The following is a 24,159-nucleotide window of genomic DNA, read 5'->3' as shown; positions in this document are numbered from 1 at the left end:
CAGGGCTGCAGGCCCTGCCACGCCAATCCCCGCCTACCACCATTGGCCTACACTTCCAAGGCCCATTTGGCTGCGATAATGTCCCCCAGGGGCGACGCGCAACGGGCGCGGGCGTGAGCAGGAACAGGATCCAGCGTGGTCGTCAGGCAGTGGCGTTACGGAACGGGGGTGGTGCTGATCGTGCTGCTGATGGTGCTGGCCATGCCATGGCTGGGCCATGCGCGCACGGTCGAGAACGGCCGTGATTACCTGATGGTCGGTGCTGCCACCGACGAACCCACGCCCCATCGCACCTGCACCCCGCAGATGCTCGCCGGCAACCGCCAGCAGGTCACCGTCCACGCCCCACCCGAAGGCTGGTCCGGCGAGCCGCAGGCGCTGGATGTGTTCAACGTGTTTGCCGGCGAAGTACAACTCAGGTACGGCGACCGCGAGATCTGCGGCAACATGCACGACGCACGCACCCGCGACTCGCGCTTCCGGGCGGGCATCGGCATGGTTGCCGTACCGCCTGCCGGCAGCCATGAACCGTTCCTGGTCTCCTGGCAGACCCCGCTGAAGGCGCGCTGGGTGCCTACCCTGCAGCTGGGGGCGCCCAGCCCCGTGCAGCAGAACGACACCGCTCGCCTGCTGGTTCGCGCGGCCTGCATCGCGGTGGCCATCGCGCTGGCGCTCTCGGCGCTGATGGCCTACCTGACCACGCGCGACCGCAGCTTCCTCCTGTATATCGGTGCCACCCTGGTGCTGGTGCTGTGGCAGGCCATCCTCGGGGGGCTCAGCGGCTATCCCGAACCCTGGCTGCCGGTAGGCGAGCACGGTGCCTGCTGGCTGCTGGCCTTGACCGCCGCTACCCAGGCGCTGGTGCTGCCCGCGCTGTGGCGACTGAACGGCGGAGACCGCCTGCTGCCGCGTTCGCGCGTGGTCCAGCAGCTGGTGCTGTGCGGGCTGATGGGCATGGCCGCGCTGGTGCCCTGGCTGGATCGGGACGGCCTGGTGGTGGTAGGGCAGGTCCTGCAGGGCAGCTTCGTTGCCGGTTGCGCGCTGTCGCTGGCGGTGGGGATCTGGGCGCGCCTGCGTGGCGATGCCTGGGCCCTGGCCGGGCTGGCCGCGCTGACGCCGATGCTGGTGCTGGTGGCGGCCGACCTGGCCCGCGCGCATTGGCTGTACGAATACCGGGTCGAAGCGCTGCAGCTGGCCATCACCTGGCTGCTGATGATGGCCGCCTATGCGCTGAACCTGAGCATGGGCCGGCTGCGCCAGCAGCGTGACGAGATGCGCCAGCTGGCCGAGACCGACATGCTGACCGGCCTGCCCAACCGCCGTGCCGGCCTGCAGCACCTGGCCCAGCAGCTGGAGCAGGTGCAGCGCGATGGCGGCCCGCTGGTGATCGGCTTCCTCGACATCGACCTGTTCAAGGACATCAATGACCGCCACGGCCATGCGGTCGGTGACCAGGTGCTGGTGGCCGTGGCGCAGGCCCTGCGTGCGGCCGTGCGCAACCAGGACGAAGTGGTCCGCATGGGCGGGGAAGAGTTCCTGCTGCTGCTGCCGGGCATGCCGCGCGACATCGCCACCGGCCGCCTGGAGCAGCTGCGCCAGCGCATCACCGTCGTCTGCCGGGACCTGCAGGTGCCAGGCCTGGAGGTGACCGCCAGCATCGGCCTGGCGCAGTGGCGGCCGGGCGAGGATGACCAGGCCGCCCTGCTGCGGCGTGCTGACCATGCCATGTACGTGGCCAAGCGCAGCGGTCGCAACCGGGTGTTCGACGGAGAAACCGTCGATCCATTGCTGCCAGCGTGACCCGGTCGGGGCGGGGATGGCCGATAATAGGCCGATGACCACCCGACTCAACAAATACATTGCCGAAACCGGCTTCTGCTCCCGCCGCGAGGCTGATCGCCTGATCGCCGCCCGCCGGGTCACCGTCAACGGCCATCCGGGCGGTACCGGCGCGGTGGTCGGCGAGGGCGATACCGTCCTGGTCGACGGCCAGCCGCTGCAGGTGCGCGTGGCCCGCAAGCCCGGTACCCGCCGCCACGTCTACATCGCGCTGAACAAGCCGGTGGGTGTGACCTGCACCACCGAAAGCTCGGTCAAGGGCAACATCGTCGATTTCGTCGGCCACGAACAGCGCATCTTCCCGATCGGCCGCCTGGACAAGGAATCCGAAGGCCTGATCCTGATGACCAGCAACGGCGACATCGTCAACCAGATCCTGCGCGCTGAGAATGGCCACCAGAAGGAATACCTGGTGGCGGTCAACAAGCCGGTCACCGACGAATTCCTGCGCGGCATGGCCCGCGGCGTGCGCATCCACGACCAGATGACCCTGCCGTGCCGCACGTCGCGCATCGCCAAGTTCGGCTTCCGCATTACCCTGGAGCAGGGCCTGAACCGGCAGATCCGCCTGATGGCGGCGGCCTTCGGTTACCGCGTCACCCAGCTGCGTCGCGTGCGCATCGACAACATCAAGATCGGTGCGCTGAAGCCGGGCCAGTGGCGCAACCTGACCGAGCAGGAACTGCACGGCCTGCTGCCCAAGCAGCAGGATTGGTAACGCGCGTCTGTAGAGCCGAGCCCACGCTCGGCTGGCGGACGGCATGATCGGCTAGACTCCGCAGTGACCTGCCGGAACATGACGCTGCATGATCAAGCCCGACAAGCCTGCCAACGAAGCCCAGCGCCTGGAGGCGCTGTACCGCTACCGCATCCTCGATTCGGAGCGCGAGAAATCCTTCGATGACCTGGTGGTCATCGCCAAGGCGGTGTGCGGCACGACGATGGCCGCCGTCACCCTGATCGACGTCGAGCGGCAGTGGTTCAAGTCGATCCAGGGCATCGATGCCGCCGAGAACCTGCGCAGCGAATCGATGTGCGGCCACGCCATCCTGCAGCCACGCGAAATCATGGTGGTCGAGGATGCGCAGCAGGACGTCCGCTTCCACGACAACCCGGTGGTCACCGGCGACCCGCACGTGCGCTTCTATGCCGGCGCACCGCTGATCAGCAGCGATGGCCTGCCGCTGGGCACGCTGTGCGTGTTCGATCCGAATCCGCAGCACCTGGCGCCGGACAAGGCCGAGGCGCTGGCCGCGCTTTCGCGCCAGGTGATGCTGGTGATGGAACTGCGCCGCTTCGCGCTGGATATCCAGAGCCACATGGTCCAGCGCGATGACTACGAACGCCTGCTCTCGGAGTACCACGACGTGCTGCTGGCGCAGAACGCCGATCTGACCGAGCAGAGCCGCACCGATGCACTGACTGGCCTTCCGAACCGCCGCGCGATGGCCGCCGCGCTGCAGGATGCGGTGGTCAGTGCCGATGGCCAGCCGCGACAGACCTGCGTGGCCCTTATCGATATCGACCATTTCAAGCACATCAACGACTTCCAGGGCCATGCCACCGGCGACCGGGTGCTGGCCGAGCTGGGCGTGCTGCTGCGCTCGCACTTTGCCGGCCGCGGCCTGGCCGCGCGCTATGGTGGCGAGGAATTCGTGGCGTTGATGCCGGACGTGGACCTGCGCACGGCCGAGCTGCAATGCGAGTTCCTGCGCATGGCCGTGGCCGACCTGCCGCTGGGATTCCCGGTGACCGTCAGCATTGGTGTGGCCCAGCACCAGGCGGACGAGAGCACCGACCAGACCCTGGCCCGTGCCGACGCGGCGCTGTACCGGGCCAAGGGCAACGGCCGCAACCGGGTGGAACTGGCGCCTTAGAGCACCGCGTCGTGACGTGGCCCGGACGATCCGCCCTGTGCGGATGACGGGCCCGTCGCAGGCCCTGCGATGCCCACGCCGCACCATGGAGTTCCCCCCTGCAAGGACGCCGCGCATGCTGCAGACCCTGGCCATCGCCCACTACCGTTCGCTGCACAACCTCGTGTTGCCGCTGCAGCAGTTGAACGTTGTCACCGGCGACAACGGCAGCGGCAAATCCAGCCTGTACCGTGCACTGCGCCTGCTGGCCGAAACCGCGCAGGGCGGGGTGGCCGCCGTGCTGGCCCGCGAAGGTGGCCTGGCGTCGGCGCTGTGGGCAGGCCCGGAGAAGATCGATCCTCGCGTGCTGCGCGGTGAGGTTCCGCTGCAGGGCAGCCCGCGGCAGGAGTCGGTGGGCTTGAAGCTCGGCTTCGCCACCGATGAATTCGGCTATGCCATCGATCTGGGCTACCCGCCGCCCAGCCGCTCCGCCTTCGCGCTCGATCCGCAGATCAAGGCCGAGGCGATCTGGGCCGGTCCCTTCCTGCGCAGCGCCAATCTGCTGGTGGACCGCCGTGGCGCGCTGGTACGGCAGCGCCATGGCGCCGGCTGGGACGTGCTCGATGACCGCCTGTCACTGTTCGACAGCCTGTTCACCCAGGTCGGTGATCCGCAGCGGATGCCGGAGGCCATTGCGCTGCGCGAGTACATCCGGCGCTGGCGCTTCTACGATCACTTCCGCAGCGATGCCGATGCGCCTGCGCGACAGCCGGCGATGGCCACGCGCACGCCCGTGCTGCACCACGATGGGCGTGACCTGGCAGCGGCCTGGGTCACCATCCTGGAAATCGGAGATCCGCAGGCATTGGCACATACGGTCGACGACGCCTTCCCCGGGGCCACGGTCAGTTTCGATGAAGGTGACGGGCGGCTGGTCCTGCGCTTCCACCAGCCCGGTCTGCTGCGACCGCTGTCCATGGCAGAACTGTCCGATGGCACGCTGCGCTTCCTGCTGCTGGCCGCTGCACTGCACACGCCGCGGCCGCCGCCGCTGCTGGTGCTCAACGAGCCGGAAACCAGCCTGCATCCAGATCTGCTGCCAGCCTTGGCGCGATTGATCATCGCTGCCAGTGCGCGCAGCCAGGTCTGGGTGGTGTCTCATTCCAGTCGGCTCATCGCAGCACTGGAACAGGCGCCGGACTGCCACTCGCTGCACCTGCACAAGGAACAGGGCCGCACACTGTTGAGCGGCCAGGGGTTGTTGGATGCCCCCGCATGGCATTGGCCGCAGCGTTGAGGCCGCGCCTCACTCGGCGATGTTGCGTGCCTCGGCGGTGCCCAGTATTTCCGGGTGCTGCACCGGCTTGCGGCGGTTCAGCAGCGGGTGCAGGAACACTGCGCCGACGATGATTGCCACACCCAGGTAGAACCACGGTGTGACCTCATGCTGCTCGCGCAGCAGCACCACCGCCAGCAGCACGGCGTACACCGGCTCCAGATTGGTCACCAGCTGCACGGTGTAGGCACTGAGATGGCGCAGGGCGACCAGGGCCAGGGCGAACGGCAGCAAGGTGCAGGCGCCTGCCAGCACCAGCAGCAGGATGCCGTCGTGCAGGTTGGGCACCACCCACAGCGGGCTGGCCAGCGCCGGCAGCAGGTAAGGCATCAGCGGGGCCAGCAGGGTCAGGGTCAAGGTGCCTGCGCCCAGTTCCAGCGCAGTGACCGTCAACGGATCGGCATGGCTGACCATGCGCTTGTTGAGCGAACCGAACACGGCGACCAGCAGCGCCGACAGCGCACCGACCAGCACGCCCAGGCGCATGCCATCGGGCACGCCGCCTACCACCAGGGCCACGCCAGGCAGCACCGCCAGGCCGAAGGCCAGCTCGCGCAGCTGGAACGGCCGCTTGGCCACCCAGGGTTCGATGATGGAGGTGAACACCGGTGCCAGCGCGATGCAGGTGGCCGCCACCGAGGCATTGGCCAGCTTCACCGCGCCGTAGAAGGTCAGCCAGTGCAGGGCGACCAGCGCACCGATGCCGGCATAGCCGGCCACCAGCCGCAGGGGCAGGGTGCGCAGCCCGCGCCAGACACGTGGCAGCAGGGCCAGCATCGCCACCACGAGCAGCATGCGCCACCACACCAGCGGCAGGGCCGGCAGGGTGATCAGCTTGCCCAGGATGGCCGTGATACCCCACAACAGGACACAGAAATGGATCTGCCAGAGCGCTTTGCGGGTGTCGGGGGTCGTCATCGGTGTATTGTGCGGCAAGCGCAGGGCGGCCGGCGAGGGTGATGGCGCGCCTGCTGCACCCTGTCCATGGAGCCGTGCATGCCTGCCGAACGTTCGCTGCTGCGGGGATGGGCCGCGCTGACCGCGCTGGTCGCCGCCCTATCGCTGGTGCTGCAGTATCTGTTGCTGCTGCGCGGCAGCGTGGGCAGTGCCGTCGCCACGCTGCGCTTTTTCGGCTACTTCACCATCCCCAGCAACCTGGGCGTGTGCCTGGGGGGCGCGCGGCTGGCCTCGGGTCGAGCGCTGCGTGCGCCGGTGGCAGCGGTGCTGGCGCTGTGCATCGGTGTGACCGGCCTGATCTATGTACTGGCGCTGCAGGGGCTATGGCAGCCTGCCGGCCTGCAATGGTGGGTCGACATGGGCCTGCACTACGCGGTGCCGGCGCTGTATCTGGCCGGTTGGCTGCTGCTGTTGCCGCACGGCGGGCTGCGCTGGCGCGCGCTGGGTGCGGTGATGCTGGTGCCGGTGGCCTACCTGGGCTGGGCGATGGTGGTGACCGCGTTGACCGGGCAGGCCCCGTACCCGTTCCTGGAATGGAAGCGGCTTGGCGCGGCGGCGTTCGCGCTCAATCTCCTGCGCGTGGCCGGCGTGTTCGTGCTGGGCTGGACCCTGCTGTGGGCGCTGGATCGCTGGCGCCGTCGCTGAGCCGCTGCAGGGCCATCGCCGCGGCCGGGTTGCGCGCCTTGCCCGCGCCAATGCACAGCAGGTAGACCTCGCGCGGCTGCTGCGCGGCAGGTTCGGCCAGGCAGGGCAGGTCGTCCACCGGTTCGCCCTGCGACCAGCGCCGTGCGCGTTCGGCCCAGCGCACCTGCTGCGGGTGTGGCAGGCCTTCGCTCAGGCGCGCCTGGCTGCGCTTGATGCGCGCGTAGACGAAACCGGCACTGACATCGCCGTGCAGCGGCGCTTCGTCGCTGTCCTCGATGACCAGGGCCACGCCATGGCGGCGCGCGGCGGTGACAAGGTCGGCGCCATGCACCTGCGCGTTGCGCACTTCCAGCGCGTGCTGCAGCGGCACGCCCTGCAGCGTCTTCGGCAGCGCGGCCATCAGCGCTTCCAGTGCCACCGCATCGGCCGGGTGCTTCGGGTCGAACTGCCATAGCAGCGGGCCCAGCCGATCACCCAGCGCCAGCGCGGCCAGCAGGAACGGCGCAGCCGCGTCGACGGTGGAGGACAGTTCGCGGCGCTGCACGAGGTAGCGCGGCGCCTTCATCGAGAATCGGAATCCATCCGGCGTCTGTGCCGCCCACTGCGCGCACTGCGCTTCGGTGGGCGTGCGGTAGAACGTGCCATTGATCTCGATGCAGCGCAGCGCATGGCTGGCGTGGGCCAACTCCTCGCGCTGCGGCAGTCCGGCGGGGTAGAACACACCGCCGCGCCACTCGGGGAATACCCAGCCGCCGATGCCGCAGCGGACCGCCGCAGGCCTCATTGGCCGTGGTCCGCGCGCCACGGGTCGTAGCTGCCGAACCACCACAGGTAGCCTTCCGGATCGGCGCAGGCGTAGCCCCGGCCGCCGTAGTCCTGGTCGGCGATGTCGATGACGATGCGTGCGCCGGCCGCTTTGGCACGCGCGTAATGGGCGTCGGCATCGGCGACGATGACGCAGGCGCTCTGGGTCTGCCGCCCGCCGACTTCGTCGGGCATCACCGCCAGCTTCGACCATTCGCCGCCGTTGCTGGCCGAGCCGAGCATGACCATGCCGCTGCCGAACACCAGCTGCGCATGGAAGACTGTTTCGCCCTCGGCGTATACCGCCTGGGCATGGAAGCCGAACGCACGCTGCAGCCAGTCGATGGCGGCCAGCGCATCGCGGTAGCGCAGGCACGGGATGATGGTGGAACCGGAGCTGGTTGGATCGCTGTGGGCCATGACACCCCTCCTATGGCACAGGGCAGCATCGGCCGCTGGCCGTTACCATCGCGCGAAACCCCGGTGACGGCCTGCACATGGCCGCGACCCCCGTTCGGAGATGGTGCTGGATGAACAACTGGATTGGAGGCGCCGTGCTGCTGGCCTGCGCAACGATGGCGAATGTGGCTGCCGCCGCGCCCACCCCGGCGCAGCTGCAGGATCTGGATGCCACGGTCGAGCGCGTGCGCGCGCAGTTCGACGTGCCCGGCGTGTCCGTGGCCGTGGTCAAGGATGGCAAGGTGGTGCTGGAACGTGGATGGGGCGTACGCGAGCTGGGCAAGCCGGCGCCGGTGCAGGCCGACACCCTGTTCGCCATCGCCTCCAACACCAAGGCCTTCACCGCCACCTCGCTGAACCTGCTGGCCGAGGATGGCAAGCTGAAGATGGACGACAAGGTGATCGACCATCTGCCGTCGTTCCGCATGTCCGATCCCTTCGTGACCGGGCAGATGACGATCCGCGACCTGCTGTCGCACCGCAGCGGCCTCAGCCTGGGCGCCGGCGACCTGCTGTTCTGGCCGACCACCTCCTACAGCAATGCCGAGGTGGTGCAGCGGCTGGGCCAGGTGCCGCTGAAGGGCGGCTTCCGCGAGCGCTATGCCTACGACAACATCCTCTATGCGGTCGCCCAGCAGGTGATCGAAAAAGTGTCGGGCATGAGCTACCAGCAGTTCCTGCAGACGCGCATCTTCGACAAGGTCGGCATGGCCGGCACGCGCTACAACGCCGACCACCTGCAGCCCGGCGACAACGCGGCAGTCGGCCACGCCAAGTACGATTTCAAGGATCTGCGCACCGTCGCGCCGCTGACCTGGTCGAACAATGCCGGTGCCGGCGGCATCTATTCCAGCGCGCATGACATGGCGCGCTGGATGCAGGTGCAGCTGGCCGAGGGCAAGCTGGCCGATGGCACGCCGCTGTTCAGTGCCAAGGCCCAGAAAGAGATGTGGCAGATGATCACGCCGCAGGCCATCGCTGCGCCGAGCGTGCCCGAGCTGGAACCGGCCCGTGCCAACTTCGCCGGCTACGGCGAAGGCTGGAGCCTGAGTGACTACCGCGGGCAGAAGCTGGTGTGGCACACCGGTGGTTGGCCGGGCATGGTGTCGCGCCTGACCCTGGTGCCGGGGCAGCAGCTGGGTGTGGTGGTGCTGACCAACCAGGAATCCGGTGCAGCGTTCAACGCCATCACCCTGAGCGTGCTCGATGCCTACCTGGGCGGCGAGAAGCATGACTGGGTCGACGCCTACGCCAAGGGCGTGGCCAAGGGCCAGGACAAGGCCGATGAAGCCTGGGCCAAGCACCAGGCCGCGCGCGCCAAGGGCAGCACGCCGTCGCTGCCGCCGGCCGGCTACGCAGCAACCTACCGCGACCGCTGGTATGGCGACATGGTGGTATCGGCCGAGGGCAAGGGCCTGCGCCTGCGCTTTGCCAGCACCGCGCAGTTGAGCGGCCGCCTGGAGCACTGGCAGCACGACACCTTCATCGTGCGCTGGGATGACCGCTCGCTCAACGCTGATGCGTTCGTCAATTTCAGCCTGGACCCGGACGGCAAGGTGCGCGAGGTGCGCATGCAGTCGATCTCGGACCTGACCGATTTCAGCTTCGATTTCCAGGACCTGCTGTTCACCCCGACTGCCCGGTAGATGCCGACCTCGGTCGGCATTCCCTGGGACGCCCACCGAGGCGGGCGACTACCTGAGCGCAGTGAACACACCGTCCATGGGATACTCCCCGCGCTGATCTGGCGAGGGAAGGTGATGTTCCGTTGGTTTGAATCGCTGATTCCGGTGTTCCCGCCCGTGGATGGCCGCATGCCGCCGCAGAAGGTGCTGCCGTTCTACCTGCACTACCTGCGCCCGGTGTGGCCGGTGCTGCTGGCCACCCTCATCGCCGGCCTGCTGCTGGCGCTGGTGGAAGTGGCGATGTTCGATTACCTGGGCCGCATCGTGGACATGGTCGCCGAGCAGCCGGGCGCCGGTTTCTTCCAGCGCCATGCCAACGAACTTGGCTGGATGCTGTTCATCACGGTCATCGCCCGGCCGATCCTGGTCGGCCTGCACAACCTGCTGGTCAACCAGGCCATCGTGCCAGGCCTGAGCAACCGCTCGCGATGGCTGATGCACAACTACGTTGTGCGGCAGAGCCTGAGCTTCTTCCAGAACGATTTCGCCGGCAGCGTCGCCAACCGGGTGATGCAGACCGGGACGTCACTACGCGAATCGGCCGTGCAGATGGTCGATTCGCTCTGGTACATCGTGGTCTACACCGGCACTGCGCTGTACCTGTTCGCGCAGGCCGACTGGCGCCTGATGGTGCCGCTGATCCTGTGGCTGCTGGCCTATGCGGTGATCCTGGCCTACTTCGTTCCGCGCGCGAAGCAACGGGCATGGATCGCCTCGGAAGCGCGTTCCAAGGCGATGGGCCGCATCGTCGATGGCTACACCAACATCCCGACGCTGAAGCTGTTCGCCCATGGTGGCCGCGAGCAGGCCTACGTCGCCGAGTCGATCCAGGAACTGGCGGTCAAGCACCGCGCACAGACCCGCATCACCACCGGCATGGACCTGACCATCGCCATCGTCAACGGCTTCCTGATCGCTGGTACCTGCGGCCTGGCGCTGTGGCTGTGGAATGGCGGGCACATCACCGTGGGCGCGATCACCCTGGCTACCGGTCTGGTCATCCGCATCCATAACATGTCCGGCTGGATCATGTGGACGATCAACGGCATCTTCGAGGACATCGGCACGGTGCAGGATGGCATCACCACCATCGCCCAGCCGCTGACCGTGCAGGACCGCGAGGACGCCGTGCCGCTGCAGGTCAGCCAGGGCGGCGTGCACTTCCAGGACATCCACTTCCATTACGGCAAGAAGGGCGGCGTGATCGCCGGCCTGGACCTGGTGGTGAAGCCCGGCGAGAAGATCGGCCTGGTCGGTCCGTCCGGTGCCGGCAAGTCGACCCTGGTCAACATCCTGCTGCGCCTGTACGACCTTGAAAGCGGCCGCATCCTGATCGACGGGCAGGACATCGCCCACGTCACCCAGGAAAGCCTGCGCCAGCAGATCGGCGTGGTGACCCAGGACACTTCGCTGCTGCACCGCTCGATCCGCGACAATCTGCTGTACGGACGCCCCGATGCCAGCGATGCGCAGCTGCGTGCGGCCGTGGCCAAGGCACGCGCCGAAGCGTTCATCGACACGCTGGTGGACGGGCAGGGTCGCCGTGGCTATGACGCGCATGTCGGCGAGCGCGGTGTGAAGCTTTCAGGCGGCCAGCGCCAGCGCATCGCCATCGCCCGCGTGCTGCTGAAGGACGCGCCGATCCTGGTGCTGGACGAAGCCACCTCGGCGCTGGATTCAGAAGTGGAAGCGGCCATTCAGGACAGCCTGGACGAGCTGATGGGCGGCAAGACGGTCATTGCGATCGCGCACCGCCTGTCCACCATCGCACGCATGGACCGGCTGGTGGTGATGGACCAGGGCCGCATCGCCGAGACCGGTACCCATGCCGAGCTGATCGCCGCCGGAGGCCTGTACGCGCGCTTGTGGGCGCGGCAGACCGGTGGGTTTGTTGCTGCCGATCAATGATGGGATCGGGGTCGGATCCCTTTGCGCAGGAAAGGGCTCTGACCCCAGTGTGTTTCCGGAGACCCGCATGATCCACCCGCTACGTCCTCTGCTGCTCGCGCTTGCCCTGGTCAGTTCAGCCGCGACAGCCTCGCCGGCACCCGTGCAGGACGACCACCTCGAACAGGTCGTCCTGCTCAGCCGCCACAACCTGCGTGCGCCGCTGGTGTCTTCCGGCACGCTGGCTGAAGCCACGCCCCATGCCTGGGCCCAGTGGGATGTTTCCGCTGGCGAGCTGACCACCAAGGGCGGCGTGCTTGAGGTCTACATGGGCCGCTACCTCGGCCAGTGGCTGCGCGCGCAGCACGTGCTGCCGATTGGTTGTCCGCAGGCCGGGGATTTCCACGCGTTGGCCAACAGCCTGCAGCGCACACAGGCCACCGCGCAGTTCTTCATTGCCGGCGCCTTCCCGGGCTGCCACGTCACGGTGGAACAGCGCCGGCCGCTGGGCACGATGGATCCGCTGTTCGACCCGGTGATTCACCGCGACGATGCCGGCTTCCAGCGCCGCGCCGTGCATGCCATGCAGAAGGCCGAATCAAAGGCGCGGTTGGGACCGGACCTGCAGGTGGTGGAGGGCGTGGTTGAACACGCGGCCTCGCCGGCCTGCACGGAACGTCGCAACTGCACGCTGCGTGCGGGTGACACCCAGTTCCGTGCGCAGGCCGGGAAGGAACCCGCGGCGTCGGGATCGCTGGCGCTGGCCAACGGCATGGTCGATGCGCTGCTGATGGAGGATTACCAGAACGCTGACGGCACCGCGGCAGGCTGGGGCAGGCTGCACGACGACGCGCAGTGGCAGGCCCTGGCGCGGGTGCGCAATGGCTACCAGGACATCCTGTTCGGTACGCCGGAGGTCGCGCGCGATGTGGCGGCCCCGCTGCTGTCGCATATCGGTGCGCTGTTTGATGACCCGCAGTCGCCGAAGGTCAGCCTGCTGGTGGGCCACGATTCCAATATCGGCTCGGTGCTCGCGGCGATCGGTGTGTCTGCTTACACGCTGCCAGGCCAGCTGGAGAAAACGCCGATCGGTGGCCTGCTGCAGTTCGAGCGATGGCGCGGGCAACGCGGCGAAGCGCGCTACCGGCTGGCATACATCTATCCGACCCGCGATCAATTGCGTGATGCGCTGCCTTTGACGGATGCACAGCCGCCAAGGCGGGTGGAGTTGACCCTGCCGGGATGCGGGCAGGAAGGATGCAATGTCGTGCAGTTCGAGCGCCTGCTGCATCGCGCAGCGAAGTGAGTGCCATCCACGCATGGCGTGGATCTACTGGCATACCGGCAACATCCATGCCACGCGTAGGTCCACGCCATGCGTGGATGAACCCCATCCGGCAACGCCGAACAAAAAAACGGCCCGGGTTTCCCCGGGCCGTTCCATTTCCAACTCACACCCAACCGATCACTCGATCGGCTGGTCCAGCATCAGCTGGCGGGCGAAGCGCACCGGCGGTGCGCCGTAGGACAGCATCTGGTCGTGGTAGGCCTTCAGGTTGAACTTGTCCCCCAGCCTTTCCTGCATCGCCTTGCGGGTGTCGAAGTGTTCCTGCGCACCGACGAAATAGGTCGGCAGCTGCGCCGAGGTCAGCTGCGCGCGCACCCACTTGCCCGAGGCTTCGCTTTCCTGCTGGAACGCGTCGTGGGTCATCAGGTGCATCGCCTTCTCGCGATCCCAGTTGTCCACGTGCACGCCCTGGTCGAGGATCGCGTTGGAGATCGTGCGCAGGTAGAACTTCAGCTGTACCAGGTGGAACAGCGGGTCGTTGTTGAGGTAACCCTGCTCCTGCATCATGCGCTCGGTGTAGACCGCCCAGCCTTCGGCAAACAGGCCCGAACGCAGCACCGCACGCAGGGTCGACGGGAACTTGGCCGAGTGCCAGCCTTCCAGGTAATGGCCCGGGGTGCCTTCGTGGATGCTCAGCAGGTGGATCATGCGCGAGTTGTACTCACGCAGGAACGAGTCGACCTGCTTGTCGTTCCAGTCGTCCGGAATCGGCGAGACGGCGTAGAAAGTCTTCAGGTTCTTGTCCAGCGGGCCCGGCGAATCGCAGTAGGCCACGGCCACGCCACGCTGGAATTCCGGCATCAGGATGATGTCGACCGGTGCATCGGGCAGGGTCATCAGGTCGTGTTCGCGCACGAACGCGGTGGACTGTTCCAGCGCGGCCTTGGCATCGTCGACGACCTTGTCGCGCGCCGGCTTGTCGGCGTAGGCCAGTTCCAGCGCGGCTTCGATGGCCTTCTGCTGCTGCTCGTCGGTCGGCTTGGCCGGCATCTCCGGCGCACCCGGCTTGTCCTTCAGCACAGTCTGCGCGATGCCGTACATGTCCTCGCGCACGCGCTTGAGTTCGGCGCGCGCACGCTCACCGATCTCCTGGCGCGACAGCGAGGAGTTCAGTGCGAACTTCAGCTTCTGGTCGTACTTTTCCGCACCGATGCGGAAGTCACCCTTGGCGTTCGGCACCAGGGTCTTGTCCAGCCAGGTCTGCTGCTCGTCCACGGCCTTCTTCAGGCCGTCGATGGCGGCCTGCAGGCGCTGCTGGTCGGCCTGCGGCAGTTCGCCGATGTGCGGGGTGATGAAGGTATCGACGATGCTGAGGATGCCCTTGTTCTGCTTGGCCACCGTCTCGGCGTGGATCTTCGGCACGCGGGCCGGGTCCAGGTTCTCACGGGCCTGGGCGAAGATCGCCGGCAGCTTTTCCATGCGCGCGGTGGCCGACTTCAGGCGCTCGGGCAGCGGTGCGAATTCGCGGGCCATCAGGCCGTACAGGGCGCTGCCGGCCAGGCCGTTGTAGACCTGCGGGTCCCACTTGCCGGACTGCAGCACCTCGGTGTTCCAGATTTCAGACTGCAGCTGGTTGCGCAGGATCGCCGCGTCCACCTGGTTTTCGCGGCCGAGCTTGGCCACGTCGATCCTGTCCAGTTCGGCGAGCAGGCCCTTGTAGGCCGCCACGGTCTTCTGCTGGCCGGCCGCGCTCAGGTCGTCGATCTCGCTGTCGTAGCGGTGGTCGCCGATCTGGGTGGCACTGACCGGTGACAGCTGCATCCAGGTATCGAGCGCACGCTTGGACAGGTCGGCGAAGGCGGTGTCGACCGCCGCATCGCCGGCCTGCTGGCTGGCGGCCGGGGTGGAACCGTTGGTCGGGGCGTCGGCCGGCTGGCAACCGGCCAGAGCGGCGACCAGGGCAAGGGCAAGGAGATGCGGGCGCATCGGCGTTCCTGTACTGGGATCAATCCCCGAGCATAGGCCGCGCGGGGCGCTTTGTCCCCCTGCCATAGGATTACCATGGGCGCTGGCAGGACTCCCAGCGCCCCGGAGGGCGACCCCATGCAGATTCACGGAAGAAGCAGTTTCAGCACGCGAGGCAGGCTGGCGGCCCTCGTTCTGGCAGCAGCGCTGGCGGGCTGCGCGGCGCAGGGCGATCACGCTGCCTCCGCTGGCGGCGCCGCGGCCGAGGCGGTGGCCTCACCGGACGGCGCGTTCCTCGCCTACGAGCACGATGTGCAGGTGCAGCTGGACGCCACGCAGATCGCAGCGCGCATCCAGCAGGTCACGCAGGCCTGCCAGGGGGCGAAGTTCGGTGATTGTGCGGTGCTGGAAGTCCACCAGCGCAGCGGCGAGCGCCCCAGTGGCGAGGTCAAGGTGCGCATCGCGCCGAAGGGCGTGGAGCCGTTGATCGGCCTGGCCGGTGAAGGCGGGCAGGTACAGGCGCGCAACACCCGCGCCGAAGATCTGGCCCAGCAGGTGGCCGACACCGCGCTGACCAAGGCGCGGCTGGAAAAGGAACATGCCCGGCTGCTGTCCTACCAGGACCGCAAGGATCTGAAGATCGAGGAACTGATGGCGATCACCACGCGCCTGTCGGCGATCGAGGCGGGCGTTGAGCAGGCCAACAAGGATGCCGCGCAGCAGCGCCGTCGCATCGATACCCAGCTGGTGACGCTGCACTTCGACACCACGTCGGGCCAGCGCAGCCGCAGTGAGATCGGTGAAGCACTGAGCGAATCGGGCAACATCCTCAGTACCAGCATCGCGTTCCTGATCCGCGCGGCGGCGGCCCTGCTGCCGGTGGCCATACTGGCATTGCTGGCTGGCTGGGGCATCCGCACATGGCTGCGCAGGCGCCGTCGCAAGGCCTGATCGGATGCAGGGAGGGGGTAGCGCCGGGCCATGCCCGGCGAGCCCTCAGCCTTCGTCGGTCTCGTACTCGACGAACACATCCAGTTCCAGTGCCAGCTCCTGCACCGCATCGCGCACCTTCTGCGCGGTGCTTTCGTTGCCGACTTCCACTTCCAGTTCGTGGATGCCCGGGCCGATGTCATCGGACAGCCCGGCCGAGCTGGAATCGTCGTCGTCCATGTGCGGCATCAGGTCGTCGGTTTCCTCGACATGTTCGATGCCGTCCAGGCCCAGCAGCAGATCGCTGATGGCACGGGCGTCGTCTTCGGTTCCGGTGATGCGCAGTCGCAGCATTGCCATGGCAGGTACACGGTGTGGAGTTGCCAGCAGCCTAGCCAGCGGCGGGCAAAGATCGGGTGAGGGCGCAGTCAGCCGACCGTGGGCGGGCGCCCGAGCAGGCTGTCGGGCAGGGCCGGAATGGGCGTGCGTTCGTCCTGCGCCTGGGTCAGCAGCCAATCGATGAACAAGCGTGCGGCCGGGCTCGGTGGCTGCCCTTCGGCATGCACCACGTAGTAGGCATAGCGCGCCTTCAGCGCCGGCCCGGGCAGGCGCACCACTTCATAGCGCTGCAGGTAAGGCTGGGCGACATGGGTGCGCGCCAGCACCGCGCCCATGCCGTACACCGCCGCGCGCATTGCATCGGTGCTGTCGGCGAAGGTGTGCATGGGCGGCAGCGGCGAGGGCGGCCGCACGCCGGCATGGCGGAACCAGTCGCGCCAGCCCTGCGGCGAAAGGTCGGTCAGCAGCGGCAGATCGGCAATGCGCGCCGGGTCCTGCAGCGTCTCCACACCCGGCAGGGCGGGGGAGGCGACCGGGAACAGGTTGTCATCCATCAGGTGCTGCGCATGCAGGCCCGGCCACTGGCCCAGGCCGTAGCGGATGCCGACCTCCGGCCCGTTCTCGTCGTAGCGGTCCAGGCCGCTGCCGGTGTGCAGTTCGATGCGGATGTGCGGATGCGCCTGGGTGAAGCGCGGCAGGCGCGGCAGCAGCCAGCAGTACGACAGCGAACGCAGGGTGGTGATGCGCAGCGGCACGCTGTCGGCATCCGGCTGCAGGTGGTGGGCGACGGCAGCCACATCGGTGAAGGCAGCACTGGCGGCGTCGGCCAGCTGCCGGCCCTCGGCGGTCAGGCGTACGCCGCGGGCGTGGCGCAGGAACAGGCGGACTTCGAGGACTTCTTCCAGGCGGCGCACATGGTGGCTGACCGCGCTGGCAGTCAGGTTCAGCTCCAGCGCGGCCTGGGCGAAGTTCTGGTGGCGCGCGGCCACCGTGAACACGGCCAGCGCGGGGAGCAGGGAAGGGCGTAGCTGCATGTCCAGCCTCAAACCATATTTGTGGCTGGCAGCGATACTACGCGCTTGTGCAGCAGGCGTCTGCGCACCATCCTGTCGATCCATACACAGCGCAGGCGCAGGACGGAGGCAGGGCATGAACGCGGTACCGCAGGTGGCAGAACGCGATTGGCGCACCCCGTTGGAACTGACCCTGCTGGGCGCGATCTGGGGCTGCTCGTTCCTGTTCATGCGCGTGGCCGTGCCCTCGTTCGGCCCGTTCGCATTGGTGGAAGTGCGGCTGGTGCTGGGCGCGCTGGTCCTGATGCCGTTCCTGTGGCGCGCCCGCGCACTGTTTCCGCCGCGCCGCTGGCTGTGGCTGGCACCGATCGGCCTGATCAATTCGGCGCTGCCGTTCGTGCTGTTTGCCTATTCGGCCGAGCAGGCGCCGGCGGCCATCGGCGCGATATGCAATGCGATGACCGTGCTGTTTGCCGCACTGATCGCCTTCCTGTTCTTCGGGGAGAAGATCGGCGTGCGCCGCGCCAGTGCACTGCTGGTCGGCTTTGCCGGCGTGGTGGTGCTGGCTACGGCCAAGGTATCGGGCCTGAGCATCGGCATGGCCGTGCTGGCCGGTGCTGCAGCGTCGCTGCTGTACGGCCTGGGCGTGAACCTGGTGAAGCGGCACATGACCGGCCTGCCGTCGGCCGCTGCGGCTGCGGCGACGTTGGGCTGCGCCTCGCTGTGGATGCTGCCGATGGCGGTGACCCACTGGCCGCAGGCGGCGATCCCGGGCAAGGCTTGGGGCGCAGCGATCGCACTGGGCGTGGCCTGCACTGGCCTGGCGTTCCTGATGTTCTACCGCCTGATCGGCCGCATCGGCCCGTCGCGCGCGTCGACGGTGACCTATCTGATCCCGCTGTTCGGCGCGGCGTTCGCGTGGTTGTTCCTGGGCGAACCGGTGACCCTGCAGATGCTGATTGCCGGAGCTCTGATCCTGGGCAGCGTGGCCGTCAGCCAGAAGGGCTGAGGGCGCCCACACACGTGTGGTCCCGGGCGCTGCCCGGCAGCCCTTTTTTGCGCCTGCGGAGAGGTGTCACTTTCTTTGCTCGTGCAAAGAAAGTAACCAAAGAAACACGCCGCCGTCCGCGAGCCGGCGCTACGCGCCGGTTCCCTGCGCTCCTCGGTCCGTCGAGGGACGGCGCGGAACTCGCTGCGCTCAGACACCCGCGCCTCTTCGCCCTCGCCGGACCTGCGGTGCTCGGCTCGCTCCAAGGCGGACCCAGATCAAAGGCCACAGCCGCGCGCCCTGGCATGGCGCGAACTCAGCGCAAAAGCCGAATCCTTACCGCACCGGCACCGGAATATTGCACAGGTCGATGTGCCCGGCCGGGCGCTTGTAGAAATCATCCACGCGGTTGCGCCGCGCTTCCACCGTATCGGCGAAGGTCTTCGAATCGGTGCGCAGCACCTGGATCGGCGTGCGCTCGGCGGCCGGCACATCGCTGGCGCGGCGGATCGAGACGATCGGCGTGCGCAGCTTCGGGTCTTCGTAGAAGCCCATCGGCGCCGGCCCGCGCGGGATGGCGCTGAGCAGTTCCATGCCCTTCAATACGCGCCCGACCACGGTGATGTTGCGGTCCAGCTGGCGCGGTGACTGCCCGGTCACCACGTACAGTTCGGCGCCGATGCTGCTGTCTTCTTCGTTGCTGCGGCCCGCGCCCAGCATGCCGTAGCAGTGCGCCAGCCAGGCCTTGCCGGCCTGCGGATCCTGGCCCACCGGGAAGCCATCGACGAAACCGGTCTGCGCGGCCCAGCCATCGCGGTCGGGCAGGACGCTCACCTTCAGGCCGGCGCTGGCACGTTCGAATTCGGCCGGCAGCTTGCGCGCGGCGCTGCCGAACGGCCTGGCCTTGGCCGCGTCATCGGCGTCGGCGTCGCCGAACTGCACCACGAAGTTGTCCTGCGAACGGTAGATGCTGGTGCCGTCCCAGAAGTGCTCGTGGGCAAAGGTCTGGATGTTGGCCACGTGGCGCGGGGCGAACTGCGGCGCCAATTCGATGATCACCCGCCCAGCCGGCAGATCCATGTACAGCAGGTTGGCCGGGTCCGGGGTGCGCCAGTCGCTGGCCGCCGAGGCATCAAGGATCTGCTGCGGGCTGCGGTACGGCGTGGCCGCGCTTGCCACAGCTGGCAGCAGGCAGGCCAGGGTGAAAGAGAGCAGGGCGGAACGGCGATTGGGCATGGTGGTCCAGTGCGAAATGGCGTCCGCCGATCATGCGCGAGCGGAGGGCGGGATGTCATGTGCCCGCGGATGCGGCTCTACTTCGCCCGTTTGCGGAAGTAGCTGTCGACTGCCTGTGCACTGCACTGTGCCTGGGCCTGCTGCCCGCCCTTCGCTTCGCAGGCCTGCAGCGCCGGATGGATGGCGGCGTAGTTCACCACGATGTTCTCGTTGGGGCGCAGCAGGGCGTAGTAACAGATCATCCCGCGGTACACCGAATAGACCGGCGCCTTGATGGGGGGCAGGCCACTGTAGACCTCGGCCACCGTTTCGCGTGCCATGTCCGCATACCAGGCCGGCCGGCTGGTATCTGCCAGTGCGCGTGCCAGCACGCTCTGCCTGTCCTCGCCACGGCTGTGCGCCTCCAGGATCTTTGCCGAGAAGTCGAGCGCGTCATAGGCGCCCTTGCTGAGGTCACACCCGGTCATCGCCTGGGCAGGGGCCGTGCCCAGCAGGGCCAGCGGGATGAGCAGGGCAAGCATCTTCATGATCGGATTCAGCTTCCTTGAATGAGGGCCAATTCTGACAGAACGGTCGGCACGGTGACTAACGACACATTCGCTATACCGGACTTCGCACTACTGTTGACTTCAACGTAGTGGAGGGCCGGCCATGGGCGAAGACGATGTCCACCTGAAGAAGTTCCAGAAGGAACTCAGTGCGGGAACGGTATCGCTGGCGCTGCTGGCGGTGCTCGCCCGGGCCGGGGAGCCGCTGTATGGCTACCTGATCGCCAAGGAGCTGGAGCGCGTGGGTGAGGGCGTGCTGAGCGGCAAGCAGAGCGCGCTGTACCCGGTGCTGCGCAACCTGGAAGGTGCCGGCCTGCTGGAAAGCCATGTCGAGCCGTCCAGCAGTGGCCCGCCGCGGCGCTACTACCGCATCAACGAACGTGGCCATGAGGTGCTGGCGCAGTGGCGCCAGGCCTGGCAGGCCACCCGCGATTCCGTCGATTCCGTGTTGGAGGGGGTACCGCAATGAACGAGCCGAACCTGGCAGGCACTGGCCTGCCCACCACCATCGCGCAGTACCTGGCACAGCTGCGCGCGGCCCTGCAGGGCGCCGACCCGGCGATGGTGCAGGATGCCCTGTACGACGCCGAGGAGTACCTGCGTTCCGAACTGGCCGCGCAGCCAGGCCGCAGCGAGGCCGAGGTGATCGCCGACGTGGCCGGCAGTTACGGCGCGCCGGAAGAGGTGGCGGAGATCTATCGCGAGACCGAGGTGACCGTGAACCGCGCGCTGCGTACGCCGCGTGCGGACACCCGCCCGGTACTGCGCGCCGCCGCCGAGGCCAGTGGCGTGGCGCCGGCCGCGCCGACGCCGGTACCGGTGCAGCGTTCGCTGATGGCGCGGGTGTTCGGCGTCGTCATGGACCCGCACACCTATGGTGCGCTGTTCTACATGCTGCTGTCGCTGGCCACGGGCACCTTCTTCTTCACCTGGGTGGTGACCGGCCTGTCGCTGTCGCTGGGGCTGATGATCCTGATCATCGGTGTGCCGCTGACGGTGCTGTTCTTTGGTTCGGTGCGCGGGCTGGCGTTGCTGGAAGGGCGGCTGGTGGAGGCATTGCTGGGCGAGCGCATGCCGCGCCGGCCGCAGTACACCGACCGCAGCCGCAGCTGGCTGCAGCGTATCGGCGACATGTTCACCGACGGCCGTACCTGGCTGACGCTGCTCTATTTCCTGCTGATGCTGCCGCTGGGCATCGTCTACTTCACCATTGCGGTGACGCTGCTGTCGGTGTCGCTGGCCTTCATCTGGTCGCCGGTGGCGGCGCTGTTCGACTCGACCGCACCGAGCATCTACATCGATGGCACCAACGTGCTGCCGCTGGCGTTCACGCCGCTGCTGGCGGTGGTAGGCGTGCTGCTGCTGCTGCTGACGATGCACCTGGCACGCGGCATCGGCAAGCTGCACGGACTGCTGGCAAAGAACCTGCTGGTGCGGTTGTAACAGCGCAGGGGCTGCTCTGGTAGGTGCCAACCTTGGTTGGCACGCACCATCGGGCGTCGCGATTCACGGTAGAGCGCCAACCAAGGTTGGCATCTACCAAGGCCCGGGTACGATCCGACCCCGGGCCGGGGTTCAGCCGGCCTTGCGCCGCAGCGGGGTGACGTTGCTTTTCTTCTTGGTGGCTTTGGCCGCCGGGGCCTCGGCATGGGCGGCGAAGAAATCGCGTACCTTCGGGTACACCACCTCGCGCCAGCGGCGGCCGCTGAAGATGCCGTAATGGCCCGCGCCTTCGACGATGAAGTGCTCGCGGCGATCAGCGGCAATGCCGGTGCACAGCGCCTGCGCCGCTTCGGTCTGGCCCAGACCGGCGATGTCATCCAGCTCGCCTTCGATGCTCAGCAGGGCGGTATCGCGGATGGCCGACGGGTCAACCTTCTCGCCGTTGACCACCCACTCGCCACGCGGCAGCAGGAAATCCTGGAACACCACCGAAATGGTATCCAGGTAGTACTTGGCCGGCATGTCCAGCACGGCGTTGTACTCGTCGTAGAAGCGACGGTGCGCGTCGGCATCTTCCAGGTCACCCTTGACCAGGTCGGTGTAGAAATCCCAGTGCGAACTGAAGTGGCGGCTGGGGTTCATCGACAGAAAGCCAGCGTGCTGCAGGAAGCCCGGGTACACGCGGCGGCCCACGCCGGGGTAGCTGGCCGGCACCGTGTGGATGACGTTGTTCTCGAACCACGACAGCGGGTTCTGCGTGGCCAGGTTGTTCACTGCGGTGGGGCTGCAGCGTGCGTCGATCGGGCCACCCATCATCACCAGCGTGCGCGGGGTCGGCTCGCCACGGCTGGCCATCAGCGAAACCGCCGCCAGAACGGGCACCGTCGGCTGGCATACGCTCACCACATGCAGGCGCTCGACGCCGAGGTGGCGGATGAATTCCTGGATGTAGGCGATGTAGTCGTCCAGCCCGAACTCACCTTCGCTGGCCGGCACCATGCGCGCGTCCACCCAGTCGGTGACGTACACGCGGTGGTCGCGCAGCAGCGTGCGCACGGTATCGCGCAGCAGCGTGGCGTGGTGGCCCGACAGCGGCGCCACCACCAGCACGAACGGCTGGTTGAGCATGGTGTGCAGCTGGTCGGCTTCGTTGCTGTGGCGCTTGAAGCGCAGCAGCTTGCAGAACGGCTTGCTCACTTCCTCGTGCACGACGATCGGCACGCGCTCGCCCTCGACCTCGATTTCGTTGATGCCCCATTCGGGCTTCTCGTAATCCTTGCCGATGCGATGGAAGAGTTCATTGACCGCCGCCAGGCGATCAGCACCTGGCATCTGCGACCACCAGTGGCCCTGGTTGGCGAAGAACCTGGCGTTGGCCTGGGCCTGGTGCACCCAGGGGGCGAGCAGGTTGCGGGTCAGTTCGTGTAGTTGATAGAGCATGACGACCGAATATGTATGGTCATATGTTGCCGTGCAGCATATCGCATCCCGATGTCCCACGGGTTAAGTTGGCTGAAAATAATGAATCCGGATTCACATCCGTTCCAGCGCGGCCGCATCGCCTGCCAGGGCGGGGCTGAGCCAGCAGTGCGACCCTGCCGGCAGCAGGCCGTGCCGGGCCAGCGTCCGCCGGTACCATCGGGCCGGGCGGGCCTGGAAGCCGTGGTGGTCGCCTTCGAACGCGTCCTCGGCCGCGAAGGTCTCCAGGAAGGCGACGCCGGCGGTCAGTTCGGCTACTCCGGCCAGTCCGGCACGCAGTTCGCGGTCGGGCACGTAATGCATCACGTCCGAACACACCAGCAGGTCGACCGGAGCGCAGGGCCGCAGCCAGGCGAAATCGCCGAAGCTGGCCATGTGCAGGTTGCGGGTACGTCCGTAGCGGCGCACAGCGTACTCGCTGCTGTCGAAGCCAAGGTATTGGACCTTCGGACGCAGCTTCAGCAGCGGCGCACGCCAGGCACCTTCGCCGCAGCCGATATCGAGCACGCTGCGGATCGGCCGCTCCAGGTAGTACTCGGCGGTGGCCACGGCCAGGGCGACCTTGCGCGCCAGGCGCGCGCTGCCGCCGATGTCGGCGCGGCGGTACCAGCGTTGGAAGTAGGCGGCGTCGTAAGTCTTGTCCATGGGCAGGCGGGTGATGATGAAAACGGCGCCTATCGTACGGCGTCGCGGGCACCGGGTGGGGCGGGTTGGCCGTAGTAGAGCCACGCCATGCGTGGCTGCGATGGTGCGTCGATTGGCCGCGGCAGCCACCCATGGGGTGGCTCTACTGCGACAATAGGCCCTTCCCGCCAGCCGCCGGAGCGAGCGCATGCAGAGCTACTACTGGGTCAAGACCTTCCACATCGTGTTCGTGGTGGCCTGGATGGCAACCGTGTTCTACCTGCCGCGCATCCTGGTGAACCTGGCCGAGACCGCGGGCCAGCCGGCGGTGGGCGAGCGCCTGCAGCTGATGGGCCTGCGCCTGTACCGCTTCGGCCATTCGATGTTCGGCCTGGCCTTCGTGCTGGGCCTGGTGCTGTGGCTGGGCTACAAGGTCATCCCGGATTTCCCGACCATGGTCGCGCCCGGCGGCGCCGGCTGGCTGCACGCCAAGCTGGGCCTGGTGGTGCTGCTGCTGGTCTACTTCATCTGGACCGGCCGCCTGCTCAAGGGCGTGGCCAAGGGCCGCGCGCTGCCGTCCTCGCGCGCGCTGCGCTGGATCAACGAGATTCCGCTGCTGGCCTTCATCCCGATCGTGTGGCTGGTGCTGGCCAAGCCGTTCTGAGGCAGTAGATCCACGCCATGCGTGGATGCTCTCTTGTAGAGTCGAGATCCTATGTTCGTGGTCAAGCCTGCTGGAAGCAGGCTTGCCCCACCTTCAGCATGCTCGGGTCAAAGTCCCGGCCGCTCTTGAAGACGCCCCACGCGATTCTGGCCAGCTTTCTGGCCAGGATGTTGA

Annotated in this window: 23 protein-coding genes and 1 pseudogene; 13 read left to right on the top strand and 11 right to left on the bottom strand. The window is 67.5% G+C overall.

The genetic code is table 11. The annotated features are described in order from the left end of the window. Positions 1-189 precede the first annotated feature (189 nt). The 4 genes from VER16_RS13125 (at position 190) to VER16_RS13110 (ending at position 4,992) form a co-directional block, all read left to right on the top strand. Positions 190-1,800: a sensor domain-containing diguanylate cyclase gene (locus VER16_RS13125; RefSeq protein ID WP_414716056.1), complete on the top strand. Its 1,611-nt coding sequence runs from the start codon at positions 190-192 to the stop codon at positions 1,798-1,800. Between the two features lie 34 nt (positions 1,801-1,834). Next, positions 1,835-2,557 (top strand): pseudouridine synthase, encoded by a 723-nt coding sequence (locus tag VER16_RS13120; RefSeq protein ID WP_324808829.1) that lies wholly within the window; start codon positions 1,835-1,837, stop codon positions 2,555-2,557. An 88-nt stretch (positions 2,558-2,645) separates the two neighbouring features. Further along, positions 2,646-3,716 carry a sensor domain-containing diguanylate cyclase gene (locus VER16_RS13115; protein WP_324808827.1) on the top strand — a complete coding sequence of 357 codons (1,071 nt, stop codon included), beginning with the start codon at positions 2,646-2,648 and terminating at the stop codon, positions 3,714-3,716. 115 nt (positions 3,717-3,831) lie between these two features. After that, positions 3,832-4,992 carry an AAA family ATPase gene (locus VER16_RS13110; protein WP_324808825.1) on the top strand — a complete coding sequence of 387 codons (1,161 nt, stop codon included), beginning with the start codon at positions 3,832-3,834 and terminating at the stop codon, positions 4,990-4,992. Positions 4,993-5,001: 9 nt separating this feature from the next. Here VER16_RS13110 and VER16_RS13105 read toward each other — a convergent pair whose 3' ends face one another. After that, positions 5,002-5,949, bottom strand: coding sequence for a DMT family transporter (locus VER16_RS13105; RefSeq protein ID WP_324808823.1), 948 nt, complete (start codon positions 5,947-5,949; stop codon positions 5,002-5,004). A 78-nt stretch (positions 5,950-6,027) separates the two neighbouring features. Between VER16_RS13105 and VER16_RS13100 the strand changes: the two genes are divergently transcribed. Continuing rightward, a complete protein-coding gene (locus VER16_RS13100) occupies positions 6,028-6,633 on the top strand; it encodes a Pr6Pr family membrane protein (RefSeq protein WP_324808821.1) in 606 nt (201 codons plus the stop codon). Here the strand turns inward: VER16_RS13100 and VER16_RS13095 are convergent. Continuing rightward, a complete protein-coding gene (locus tag VER16_RS13095; RefSeq protein ID WP_324808819.1) occupies positions 6,554-7,417 on the bottom strand; it encodes a DUF72 domain-containing protein in 864 nt (287 codons plus the stop codon). The two genes, VER16_RS13100 and VER16_RS13095, sit on opposite strands and share 80 nt — an antisense overlap. Beyond that, the gene (locus VER16_RS13090) at positions 7,414-7,857 is read right to left on the bottom strand and encodes a VOC family protein (RefSeq protein WP_324808817.1); all 444 of its coding nucleotides are present in this window, start codon (positions 7,855-7,857) and stop codon (positions 7,414-7,416) included. Before VER16_RS13090 ends, VER16_RS13095 begins: the two co-directional genes overlap by 4 nt. Before the next feature lie 110 nt (positions 7,858-7,967). On the opposite strand from VER16_RS13090, the gene VER16_RS13085 reads away from it, so the two are divergent. From VER16_RS13085 to agp, 3 genes are all read left to right on the top strand, one after another. Continuing rightward, positions 7,968-9,542 carry a serine hydrolase gene (locus tag VER16_RS13085; RefSeq protein ID WP_324808815.1) on the top strand — a complete coding sequence of 525 codons (1,575 nt, stop codon included), beginning with the start codon at positions 7,968-7,970 and terminating at the stop codon, positions 9,540-9,542. A 114-nt stretch (positions 9,543-9,656) separates the two neighbouring features. Further along, entirely contained in the window at positions 9,657-11,489 is a 1,833-nt protein-coding gene (gene smrA, locus VER16_RS13080; RefSeq protein ID WP_324808813.1) for a multidrug efflux ABC transporter SmrA, read from the top strand. 67 nt (positions 11,490-11,556) lie between these two features. Further along, positions 11,557-12,774: a bifunctional glucose-1-phosphatase/inositol phosphatase gene (agp, locus tag VER16_RS13075; RefSeq protein ID WP_324808811.1), complete on the top strand. Its 1,218-nt coding sequence runs from the start codon at positions 11,557-11,559 to the stop codon at positions 12,772-12,774. 159 nt (positions 12,775-12,933) lie between these two features. Here the strand turns inward: agp and VER16_RS13070 are convergent, their stop codons facing one another. Beyond that, positions 12,934-14,742 (bottom strand): DUF885 domain-containing protein, encoded by a 1,809-nt coding sequence (locus VER16_RS13070; protein WP_324808809.1) that lies wholly within the window; start codon positions 14,740-14,742, stop codon positions 12,934-12,936. A gap of 117 nt (positions 14,743-14,859) precedes the next feature. Here VER16_RS13070 and VER16_RS13065 point away from each other — a divergent pair, with 117 nt between their 5' ends. Continuing rightward, a complete protein-coding gene (locus VER16_RS13065; RefSeq protein ID WP_324808807.1) occupies positions 14,860-15,672 on the top strand; it encodes a DUF4349 domain-containing protein in 813 nt (270 codons plus the stop codon). 45 nt (positions 15,673-15,717) lie between these two features. Here VER16_RS13065 and VER16_RS13060 read toward each other — a convergent pair whose 3' ends face one another. Beyond that, a complete protein-coding gene (locus tag VER16_RS13060; RefSeq protein WP_005415831.1) occupies positions 15,718-16,011 on the bottom strand; it encodes a hypothetical protein in 294 nt (97 codons plus the stop codon). Between the two features lie 68 nt (positions 16,012-16,079). Further along, a complete protein-coding gene (locus tag VER16_RS13055) occupies positions 16,080-17,024 on the bottom strand; it encodes a LysR substrate-binding domain-containing protein (protein ID WP_324808804.1) in 945 nt (314 codons plus the stop codon). Positions 17,025-17,139: 115 nt separating this feature from the next. Here VER16_RS13055 and VER16_RS13050 point away from each other — a divergent pair, with 115 nt between their 5' ends. Continuing rightward, positions 17,140-18,012, top strand: a complete 873-nt coding sequence (locus tag VER16_RS13050; RefSeq protein WP_324808802.1) for a DMT family transporter — start codon at positions 17,140-17,142, stop codon at positions 18,010-18,012. A 315-nt stretch (positions 18,013-18,327) separates the two neighbouring features. Here the strand turns inward: VER16_RS13050 and VER16_RS13045 are convergent, their stop codons facing one another. After that, the gene (locus VER16_RS13045; protein ID WP_324808800.1) at positions 18,328-19,227 is read right to left on the bottom strand and encodes a peptidylprolyl isomerase; all 900 of its coding nucleotides are present in this window, start codon (positions 19,225-19,227) and stop codon (positions 18,328-18,330) included. Between the two features lie 77 nt (positions 19,228-19,304). Further along, positions 19,305-19,754, bottom strand: a complete 450-nt coding sequence (locus VER16_RS13040; protein ID WP_324808798.1) for a hypothetical protein — start codon at positions 19,752-19,754, stop codon at positions 19,305-19,307. 124 nt (positions 19,755-19,878) lie between these two features. On the opposite strand from VER16_RS13040, the gene VER16_RS13035 reads away from it, so the two are divergent. Next, positions 19,879-20,244, top strand: coding sequence for a PadR family transcriptional regulator (locus VER16_RS13035; RefSeq protein ID WP_174208947.1), 366 nt, complete (start codon positions 19,879-19,881; stop codon positions 20,242-20,244). Then, positions 20,241-21,218 (top strand): sensor domain-containing protein, encoded by a 978-nt coding sequence (locus VER16_RS13030; RefSeq protein ID WP_324808794.1) that lies wholly within the window; start codon positions 20,241-20,243, stop codon positions 21,216-21,218. The genes VER16_RS13035 and VER16_RS13030 overlap by 4 nt, the downstream gene beginning before the upstream one ends. A 132-nt stretch (positions 21,219-21,350) precedes the next feature. Here the strand turns inward: VER16_RS13030 and VER16_RS13025 are convergent, their stop codons facing one another. Both VER16_RS13025 and VER16_RS13020 read right to left on the bottom strand, forming a co-directional pair. Beyond that, a complete protein-coding gene (locus tag VER16_RS13025; protein WP_324808792.1) occupies positions 21,351-22,658 on the bottom strand; it encodes a polyhydroxyalkanoate depolymerase in 1,308 nt (435 codons plus the stop codon). 93 nt (positions 22,659-22,751) lie between these two features. After that, a complete protein-coding gene (locus VER16_RS13020; RefSeq protein WP_324808790.1) occupies positions 22,752-23,342 on the bottom strand; it encodes a class I SAM-dependent methyltransferase in 591 nt (196 codons plus the stop codon). Between the two features lie 187 nt (positions 23,343-23,529). Between VER16_RS13020 and VER16_RS13015 the strand changes: the two genes are divergently transcribed. Beyond that, positions 23,530-23,985 (top strand): CopD family protein, encoded by a 456-nt coding sequence (locus VER16_RS13015; protein WP_108764551.1) that lies wholly within the window; start codon positions 23,530-23,532, stop codon positions 23,983-23,985. Between the two features lie 61 nt (positions 23,986-24,046). Here VER16_RS13015 and VER16_RS19465 read toward each other — a convergent pair. Next, positions 24,047-24,159, bottom strand: a pseudogene (locus tag VER16_RS19465) (IS110 family transposase); the annotation flags it as partial.

Source organism: Stenotrophomonas sp. (genome assembly GCF_035634915.1).
GTDB lineage: Bacteria > Pseudomonadota > Gammaproteobacteria > Xanthomonadales > Xanthomonadaceae > Stenotrophomonas.
The sequence above is the reverse complement of the archived record's forward strand: the minus strand, read 5'-3'. Positions and strand labels throughout refer to the sequence as shown.